Here is an 8,469-nt window from a genome sequence, read left to right as displayed (position 1 = left end):
CTCAGACAGCGAGATCACCACGGCAGAAGGCCCAGGATGCGACACCATAAAAGGGTATCAACTTACCCTCATGATTTGTGGCGCATCACACTAGCTCGCCCCGGAGCCCGACGACTACCTTCTCGCTCCACCGGTAGCCGCCGCCCCTGTGGCGCCCTGGCCGACCAACGCCCCTCCGCCTCCGCCGCACCCGCCGACAGTCCACCTGCCAGGCTACGGCGAAGTCCCGGAACGGCTGCGCCCCGGCCACCAAGGTTGAACACCGGAGCGCAGCATCGGCTGGAGCTGTACCCGGGCCTGCTTCAACGGCCCGGGTACAGCTCCAGCTGCGGTCAGACCCAGGTGTAGTTCTTGTCGGTGACCGGCTCCAGCTCGAACGCCGGCAGCGGCGCGTGCGGTGAGGGCAGCTGGGCGAGGACCTTTCCGATCGGCGGGAACAGCGGCAGGTCGCCGACCTTGCGGTAGTCGATCCACTCGATGTTGCCGACCTCGTGGCTGCCGTCGGGCAGCTCGTCGAACTCCTGGGTCGCCAGGGTGGCGCGGACCTCCGGGGTGACGTGGGTGCGGTAGATGAGGTGGATCTTGCGGGGCGGCGCGGTGGGCCCGGGCCGGGTGACCCGGGCGTCCGCCATCGCGACCAGCTCCAGGCCGTCGACCTGGTCGGGCGCGAGCCCGAGTTCCTCCTGCAGCTCCCGCACGGCGGCGGCGCCGAAGTCCTCGCCGGCGCCGACGTTGCCGCCGATGGTGGTGTAGTGCGTCGAGTCGGTGCGGTCCCGGCGCAGCAGCGCGACGTCGTCGCCGCAGAAGACGAGGCCGGTGACTCGGACCTTGATCCTGCTGAACGGCTTCTCGGTCGTCGCTTCGGTGGTGCTCATGGGTGTGGATCTCCTCGGTGGTGGACGTGGCCGGGCCGGCTGTGCCCGGTGGTGCCTCCCGGCCCAACGTCCGGGAGGGGCAAGGGGTTTGGCGTCGCTTTCTAGAGTGCCCCGGGGAAGCCGTGGAGGGTGCGGGCTTCACTCTGCGGGACGTGTTCCATCTCGACGCCGGTGAGGGGGATGCGCCGCAGGCGGCAGCCGGTGGAGCGTATGACGGGTGAGAGGTGGCAAGGGTCCATCTCCTCGACCATCAGCGTCGGGTGTGCGGTGCGGGTGTTCTTGCCTCCGGTGATGGCCAGCGGCAGGTGCCCGTCGGAGAAGGGCATCGGGGTGATCCGCCAGATCGGACCGCGGTCGCTGGACACGCTGGCCTGCCCGAAGCCGCGCTCCTCGCGCAGGGTCATCGGCTCGCCGTTGGTGCCCGTCAGGCCCCGGAACAGTGCCTGGGCGCGGCCCTGGTTGACGATCTGTCCGGTGTCGATCGTGAACTCGCGGGAGAAGAACGTGCTCGCGGGGTAGCCGGCCTTGAGAAGGGCGCGGGCGTAGACGCTCACCTGGGGGAGGATCTGCTCGCGCAGGTGAGCGGCGGCCAGGCGGTCGACGGGGTCCAGGGCCATGGCCTGCTGGCGCAGGGCGGTGAGGACGCCGTCGATGTCGGCCGGGGTCGAGGTCAGGAATTTCTGACGTCGGTCGATCCGGCGGGCGGTCTTGTACGCCAGCAGCGTGTTGAGGAAGTGCCGGGTGGTGTCGGTGTACCCGCTGGCCTTGTGCCGGTCGGTGGCCGGGTAGAGGTTGAGGGCGGTGAAGCGGCCGTCGGGGTGGAAGTCCGGGTCGACGGCCCAGTAGTCGCCGTCCGCGTTGCGCAGGCGGTGCAGCCGGACGGGGATGGCCCGGTGCTGGATGGGCAGGACTCCGTCCAGCGCGTCACGGACGGTCTGCGTCGTGGGCTCGGCGGCGTCGGCCGTCACGTGCAGGTAGAGGCGGCCCTGCTCGGAGAGCACCGGCTGGGCGCGTTCGTCCAGGCGCACGATCTCGGTGTAGGGCGGCTCGTCCGCGCCGGGCTGGGCGGCGATGAGAAGGTGGGGGCCGCAGGCGAGGATGTGGTGGCCGTCGACGTGGATGTCAGTGAGTTCGCCGAGGCCAACGAGCGGGGCGAAGCGCAGTTCGACGGCGGCGGTGGCCGCGCCGTGGCCGAGGTGGTCGAACAGCGGGCGGTAGGTCCGCAGGACGTGGGCGAGGTCGTCAGTGTAGCGGTCGCGGCTGGTGCCGGGTGACTTGCCGACGTAGCCGGTGGCGTACGGGGTGAGCGAGATGCGGATGCCGTCGAAGACGTCCTTGAAGTCGTCGGCCAGGCGCTGGTGCATCGCGGCCAGGTGGCCAGCGCCCTCGGACCAGCCGACGGTGGAGACGCGGATCTTCATGCCGAGGACGTCGCGGGCGAGCCGGGCGTAGGTGTCCAGGTAGGGGTAGGACGCGATGTCGTTGTCGAGGTAGGGGAACAGCACGCCGGGGCGGTGGGCTCGCCCGCCGCCGATCCGTACGCCCCGCTGGGTGGCCTCCTCGGCGAGGGCGTGGAAGAGGTCGCCGAGGCCGTGCTCGGTGAGCTGCCAGATGTCGCTGCCGGCGGCCTGGCTGCACATCGCGCACCGGTTGACGCAGCCGACGGCGGGCGGCAGGTACTGGAGGTGGGTGAGCGCCTCGGTCGGCAGGGTCCTCAGCTGGTCCCGCAGCCGGGGCGTGGTCTGGGTGGTCATGGTCTCGCTCCTCAGGGGATGGGGAGGTCGGTGGGGATCAGGTGCTGGTCGAGGGCCCTCAGCAGCGCGCGTCCGACGGGTGAGAGCCGGTGGGGTCCGGCGAACGGGCCGCCGCCGCACGGCGTGACGGCCTCGGCGGTGCCGAGTTCCGCGCCCGGCAGGCACACCACGCCCGGCTCGGGAAGGTTGGCCAGCAGCACCTCCCCGGTGGCGGCCTCGGCAGGGTGGGTACCGGGGCCGGCCCAGCGCAGCCGGCCGCCGTGGACGCGGTAGCGGCCGGGGCGGGCCAGGCCCTGGTCCAGAACGACGGGCGTCTGGCCCCGGTGGCGGAGCTTCAGGTAGTAGGGGCCCGGCGCCGTCGAAACGGCGGCCCGCACGGTGGCGGCGTTGAAGTCGTCCGGGTCGGGCAGCCAGTCGACCCGGCCGCCGAGCAAGGTGGTCAGGTGCGCGAGGACGAACGGCGGCAGGCCGCGCAGCTGCTGGTTGACCGCCGAGACTTCGGTGGTGCCCTGGTTGCGGCAGTTGATCTCGTTGAGGAACACCCGGCCGTCGTCGGTGAGGATCGCGTCCAGACCGAACAGTCCGGACATGCCGTGGCGGCGCCAGGCCCAGCGGGCGATGCGCTCGGCCGCGTCCACGACGGCGGCCGCGGCCGGTTCAAGCCAGGGGATGGACCAGCAGTTTCCCGCGCTCTTGCCGGGGCCGATCCCGGCCTCCGGCACCCCGACGGCCTTGTGGGAGGGCCGGTCGACGTAGACCCGCAGCCGACCGCGGTAGTCCGGCACGGACAGCACGGTGATGTTCGAGGACCAGCCGGGGGTGAACGCGGTGACCCGGTACGGGCCCGGCATCCGCGCCGCTCGGGCCAGGTCGGGCTCGTCGTCCACGAAGACCGTGCCCCGGCCGCCGGAGTCGGCGCCGCACTGCACCACCAGCCGCACGACCCCGACCCGGCGACGGAGCTCCGCCAGGCCCGGCAGCGGGCCGTCGACCCGTACCCCGGGCAGCTGGAGGGCGGTGGGCACCCGGGCGTCGAGCAGGAGCTCGCCGAAGTAGGCCTTGTCCTCGATCCGGGCGCGCAGATCGTGGTCGATCGCCGCGACCACACCGCGCGGCCCGGCCCAGGACCGCAGGAGATCGGTGCCGTACCAGGCGGAGATGACCACGGGTCGCTCCAGTGCGGCGATCGCCGATCGGGCGAGCCGGTCGAGGCCGGCCGTCCAGTCGCGCCGCTGGGCGACGCCGCGCACCCGGGTGCCGCTCTCGGCGGCGAGCACCCGCAGCGGCGCGGCCTCGGGCCAGGGCCGGTAGCAGCCGATCGCCAGCGTCGGGCGGGCCACCTCCAGAGGGAACGGGCCCGAGTAGGTCGTCCGGCCGGCGGTGGTGAACCGCTCGACGCTCACGAGGACGCTGCGGCCCAGCGCGGTGGTGAGGCCGCGGGCGGCCTCACCCCACACTCCGGCGTCCACGGCGGTGGGCGCACCGGTCACGCGGTCCTCCCGGCCGCCATCGCGGAGTTCTCCTCGACGGGTGCCGTCCGGGGTGCCGGGACGGTGAACGCCAGCCCGGCCTTGGCCAGGACGTGCTTGGCGATCTCCTCGGGCCGCTGTTCGGCGGTGTCGAAGACCAGCAGCCGGTTCCCGTGGCGGTGGGCCATGCCGTGCAGCAGCGCCGCGTTGAACCGCGCCGCGAAGGCCTCGTCCTCGACGCTTCGGCGGTCGGCGGAGTCCACCTCCTCCCGGCCCTCCATCCGCGTGCGGCGGACCTCGGGGGATGCGTGCAGGTAGACGGCGACGTCGAACGGGGCGAAGAAGCGTGCCCCCCAGAGGCTGAGTGTGGCGGTGAGGTAGGGGCCGCCGGCCATGCCGAACGCGACGGTCCTGTCCGCGTAGCCGTCCTGGATGAGGACCGCGCCGTCGGTGCGGGGCGGGTCGACGCGTACCAGCGCGGCGTCCAGGGCGTACCCGCAGACCAGGAAGGCGGCGGTGATGGCGCTGGACTCGGCCTGGCGGACGAGCGGGAGCCGCTTGAGCAGCGGTTCGATCGGGTGGTGCTCGGCGAGCATGCCGCGGTGGCGTACCGCCGGGATGCCGCAGCCATCGAGCAGGGAGACCAGGGTCTGGACCGTGGTCGTCTTGCCGGACATGTCGAGCCCGTCCACGAGGATGTGCACGACTGCCTCCTTCACCGTCGAAAGGACGGCGCCTGATGTGGCGTCACCCACTAGCCTGGCGTGACGGCTTGGTCGCTTGTAGTGAGAGATCGCCGCCCGCTCAGGGCGAAACCACCGCCCCTGCGAGGGCGGTTCGAACAGCCGGCGGCAAGGCATATCCGGGGAGCAGAGCGACGCCGCGCCAGGGAGCGGGCAGCGCTGACAAGGGGAGGTCACCATGACCGTCACCAGCACCACGGCGCCGGACGGCGCGCACACCGCGGCCTGCGGGCGCCGGATCAGAGAGCGGACGCTCGGTCAGGCCAACAGCCCGGAGCCGGTACCGCACGACCTGGTCGAGCTGATCGCCAAGGAGATCGAGGCGCACTGCGGCCACCGCCCGCTCAAGGCCTTCCGGATGGCGACGGGCTGGACCGTCACCGAGGCGGTCCAGGCGGCACACGACCTGGTCGAGAGGGAGAACCTGCGCAAGATCGGGCTCACCGAACGCTCCTGGAAGGACTGGGAGGCGGGCAAGGCACCGAGCGCCGAGTACCAGGACCTGCTGTGCCGCCTCCTGCACACGGGCCCGGTCCGACTCGGGCTGGCCGCCGACTACACGCCCGCGCCGACCTGTGCCGGCAGCCCGGACGGTGCGACACTCCCAGCAGGACCCGCCGACGCGGGAGCGGGGCTGGAGGAGGTGGCGGCCACGAAACGGCGAACCGCGCTCATGCTCACCGGGCTCGCCCTCGCGGCGCCCGCCACCGCCGCCCAAGTCCTCGACCAGGCCGCCGCCGAGGCGCTGGAGTTCACGCGCCAGGCCGAGGCCAGCTCACTAGGCGCCGGGACGCTCGACCACCTGGACCTCGCCGTCACCGACTTCAACGACGCCTACTCCATCAAGCCCCCGCAGCAGGTGTTCACCGAAGCGCTGGACTACCGCCGCAAGGTGGACGCGGTGCTGAAGGCCAGGCACACCCACGAGCAGGGCCGCGAACTGCTCGCCTACGCCGGGTGGCTCTCCGAACTCCTCGCCTGGCTCGCCCACGACCTCGGCAGCCCCCGTACCGGCCTCGCCTTCGCCAACGACGCCTTCATCCACGGCCGGCAGGCCGGCCACGGCGAACTGAGCGCCTGGGCCATGGACGCCGCCGCCTCCATCAACCTCTACGAACACCGCGCCGACCGGGCACTCAACGCCGCCCGCCGCGGCCTCACCCAGGCGCCGGCCACCCACCCGCTCACCGTCCGCCTCCACGCCCAGGCCGCCCGCGCGGCGGCGGCGGACGGCGACGCCGACGGCTTCACCGCCTCCCTGCGCGCCGCCGAGGACGCCCACAAATTCCTTCCCTCCCGCATGGCCTACCGCTTCGGCCTGGACCCGCTGCCGCTCGCCGACTACGCCCTCACCTCCTACCCGGCCACCGCCTGCATCTGGCTCGAACGCTCCGACGAGGCACGCCGGCACGCCGAACACGCCCTGCAGATCTACGAGTCCGCCCCGGCCGCCTCCCGCTCCCCCAGCCGCGAGGCCATCGCCCGCATCGACCTGGCCCTCGCCCACGCCCAACTCGGCGCGCCCGACGACGCCGTCGCTCTGGGCACCGAAGCCCTCGGCTCCGACCGCGTCGTCGACTCCGTGCGCAACCGAGCCGCCGACCTCACCGCCTACCTCACCCGCCGCTACCCCGGTCACGGCGCCGCCGGCGAACTGCGCGAGCGCCTGACCGCCCTGTCCACCCCGGCTTAGAAGGGAAGTCCATGCCCGAACAGGACCGCGTGATCCAGATCCGCCGGCCCTACCTCGACCTGATCGCCCGCGGCACCAAGACGATCGAGGTCCGCGTCGGCTACCCGAGCATGCGCAGGATCCGCCCGGGCCAGCTGCTCGTCTTCGAGTCCGGCGACATCTGCTGCAGCACCCGGGTCATCAAGGTGGCCGAGTACGACTCCTTCGAGGCGATGCTCGACGCCGAGGACAACGAGGCGATCGGCAGCGAGGGCATGAACCGTGCCGAACTCCTCACGGCCTGCCGCGAGATCTACCCGCCGCAGAAGGAGGCGCTCGGCGTTCTCGCGATCCACCTCCGCCTCCATTCCGCCGGGAGGTGACAACACGCCCGCCGAACAGTGCCCCGCACGGCCGGACACCCCGACACACCGGATCACCATTCCCACCCGGAAAGACACCATGGACTCCCCCACGATGCCGCAGGTGTCCCTGCAGCACCACGGCGCCGACGACACCGGCGCCACTCTCGACTCCCTCGCCGACATCTGGGCCGACGCCCACACCGGTGACGACGACGTCGCCCAGGCCGGATTCACCCCCGAGACCCTGCGCCGCCAGATCACCGCGCACACCCGCAACGACGGCTTCACCCTGATCACGGCCTCCTCCGACGGCTGCCCCGTCGGCTTCGCCTACGGCTTCCGCTGCAGCCCCGGCTACTGGTTCGGCGAACAACTCCTGCCCACCATCACGGCGCAGGCCCGCACCACCGAATCTTTCGCCGGGATCTGCGAACTCGCCGTCCGCACCGACTGGCAGCGCCGCAGAATCGGAACCCGTCTGCACACCGCGCTCCTGAACGCACTCCACACCGAGTGGGTCTCCCTCCTCGCCATGCCCGGAGACCAGCCCACCCAACAGCTCTACCGCCGCCTCGGCTACACCTACGCCGGTCCCTACCGATCCGGCGCCAACGGACCCATCCTCGACCTGCTCCTGCTCCGGACACAGGAAGCCACCACGGACAGCACCACGGCCTGGCTCCGCGAACACTGGCCAAGCCAGTTGTCCACGCCGCGGTTACGGCTGCGCCCCGTCGCGGCAGGCGACGCCGGACTCCTTGAGCGCTTGTGGACCGACCCCGAGGTCCGCCGCTTCCTGGGCGGCCCGGTCCCGGCCGACCGCCTCGGCGCGCGCCTGGCCGGTGCCGCAGGCCGGCCGGGCCACTTCACCGTGTTCCTGCCCTGCGAGGGACAAGCCGTAGGCCGGGTGACCCTCGACGAAGACCACCGTGCGCCGGGCCGGGCCGAGGTCTCCTACGAATTCCTCCCCGCGTACGGGGGTCGGGGCTTCGCGGCGGAGGCGGTCGGAGCCGTGCTCCGCTGGGGCCACCACGCTGTGCCCGGCCACCAGCTGATCGCCGTTACCCAGGCCGCGAACGTCCGCTCGCGCAACCTGCTACAAAAGCTGGGCCTCGTGGCTGCCGGGCACCTCGTCGAGTACGGCCAGGACCAGGTCGTCTACACCGTCACCGCACCCGGAAGGTAGCCGTCGAGCACGTCGGTCCGTTGGGTTACCCCAACCAGGTTGAGGCCGATCTGCGCTACCGATGATGAAGCCGTCGAACCGCCGACAACCGGCAGCGGGCAGTAGGCCGTGATGCTGTCCCGGGAACCCGCTCGCCCGCGGACAGCGCCACGGTCTACTGCCCACCGGACCACAACCTGGTGGCCTTCACCCCGCCTGAGATGAAGGCAGGCAGCGACCGGAGCGACCGGGGACGAAGACGTCGCAGGCGCCGCCATGACCCCCTCGATGGGCACGTCCACCAGACGGCACTCGTGCGCAGAGACGCCTCAGAGGGTGTTCGATACCGATTTAGGCTGCCGCGAGAGGTTTCGGGCGGAGGTATTGCCCGATTTTGTCGGGGCTGGCGGTCAGGCGGTTGGTCAT

7 protein-coding genes are annotated in these 8,469 nt (G+C 72.0%); 3 read left to right on the top strand and 4 right to left on the bottom strand.

Going from position 1 to position 8,469, the window contains the following annotated elements; all coding sequences use genetic code 11:
- Positions 1–332 precede the first annotated feature (332 nt).
- The 4 genes from AB0O82_RS38135 to AB0O82_RS38120 all read right to left on the bottom strand — a co-directional run bounded on the left by AB0O82_RS38135 (position 333) and on the right by AB0O82_RS38120 (position 4,802).
- Positions 333–875, bottom strand: coding sequence for an NUDIX hydrolase (locus AB0O82_RS38135; protein ID WP_363589568.1), 543 nt, complete (start codon positions 873–875; stop codon positions 333–335).
- Positions 876–976: 101 nt separating this feature from the next.
- Positions 977–2,629 (bottom strand): hypothetical protein, encoded by a 1,653-nt coding sequence (locus tag AB0O82_RS38130; RefSeq protein WP_363589567.1) that lies wholly within the window; start codon positions 2,627–2,629, stop codon positions 977–979.
- An 11-nt stretch (positions 2,630–2,640) separates the two neighbouring features.
- Positions 2,641–4,119 carry a hypothetical protein gene (locus tag AB0O82_RS38125; RefSeq protein ID WP_363589565.1) on the bottom strand — a complete coding sequence of 493 codons (1,479 nt, stop codon included), beginning with the start codon at positions 4,117–4,119 and terminating at the stop codon, positions 2,641–2,643.
- The gene (locus AB0O82_RS38120) at positions 4,116–4,802 is read right to left on the bottom strand and encodes a hypothetical protein (RefSeq protein WP_363589563.1); all 687 of its coding nucleotides are present in this window, start codon (positions 4,800–4,802) and stop codon (positions 4,116–4,118) included. Before AB0O82_RS38120 ends, AB0O82_RS38125 begins: the two co-directional genes overlap by 4 nt.
- A 217-nt stretch (positions 4,803–5,019) precedes the next feature.
- Here AB0O82_RS38120 and AB0O82_RS38115 point away from each other — a divergent pair, with 217 nt between their 5' ends.
- The 3 genes from AB0O82_RS38115 to AB0O82_RS38105 all read left to right on the top strand — a co-directional run bounded on the left by AB0O82_RS38115 (position 5,020) and on the right by AB0O82_RS38105 (position 8,064).
- Positions 5,020–6,534 (top strand): tetratricopeptide repeat protein, encoded by a 1,515-nt coding sequence (locus AB0O82_RS38115; protein WP_363589561.1) that lies wholly within the window; start codon positions 5,020–5,022, stop codon positions 6,532–6,534.
- Between the two features lie 11 nt (positions 6,535–6,545).
- Positions 6,546–6,896 (top strand): ASCH domain-containing protein, encoded by a 351-nt coding sequence (locus AB0O82_RS38110; RefSeq protein WP_363589559.1) that lies wholly within the window; start codon positions 6,546–6,548, stop codon positions 6,894–6,896.
- Between the two features lie 79 nt (positions 6,897–6,975).
- Entirely contained in the window at positions 6,976–8,064 is a 1,089-nt protein-coding gene (locus tag AB0O82_RS38105; protein ID WP_363589557.1) for a GNAT family N-acetyltransferase, read from the top strand.
- Positions 8,065–8,469: the final 405 nt, after the last annotated feature.

The organism is Kitasatospora sp. NPDC088264, from assembly GCF_040685715.1.
In the GTDB taxonomy this organism is placed as follows: domain Bacteria; phylum Actinomycetota; class Actinomycetes; order Streptomycetales; family Streptomycetaceae; genus Kitasatospora.
Note: the sequence above shows the minus strand (reverse complement) of the source record. Positions and strands in the feature narration are given on the sequence as shown.

Bases quoted from the DNA above. Each gene is read 5' to 3' on its own strand.
- AB0O82_RS38105 (WP_363589557.1), top strand. From the start codon at position 6,976: ATGGACTCCCCCACGATGCCGCAGGTGTCCCTGCAGCACCACGGCGCC.
- AB0O82_RS38135 (WP_363589568.1), bottom strand. From the start codon at position 875: ATGAGCACCACCGAAGCGACGACCGAGAAGCCGTTCAGCAGGATCAAG.
- AB0O82_RS38110 (WP_363589559.1), top strand. From the start codon at position 6,546: ATGCCCGAACAGGACCGCGTGATCCAGATCCGCCGGCCCTACCTCGAC.
- AB0O82_RS38115 (WP_363589561.1), top strand. From the start codon at position 5,020: ATGACCGTCACCAGCACCACGGCGCCGGACGGCGCGCACACCGCGGCC.
- AB0O82_RS38130 (WP_363589567.1), bottom strand. From the start codon at position 2,629: ATGACCACCCAGACCACGCCCCGGCTGCGGGACCAGCTGAGGACCCTG.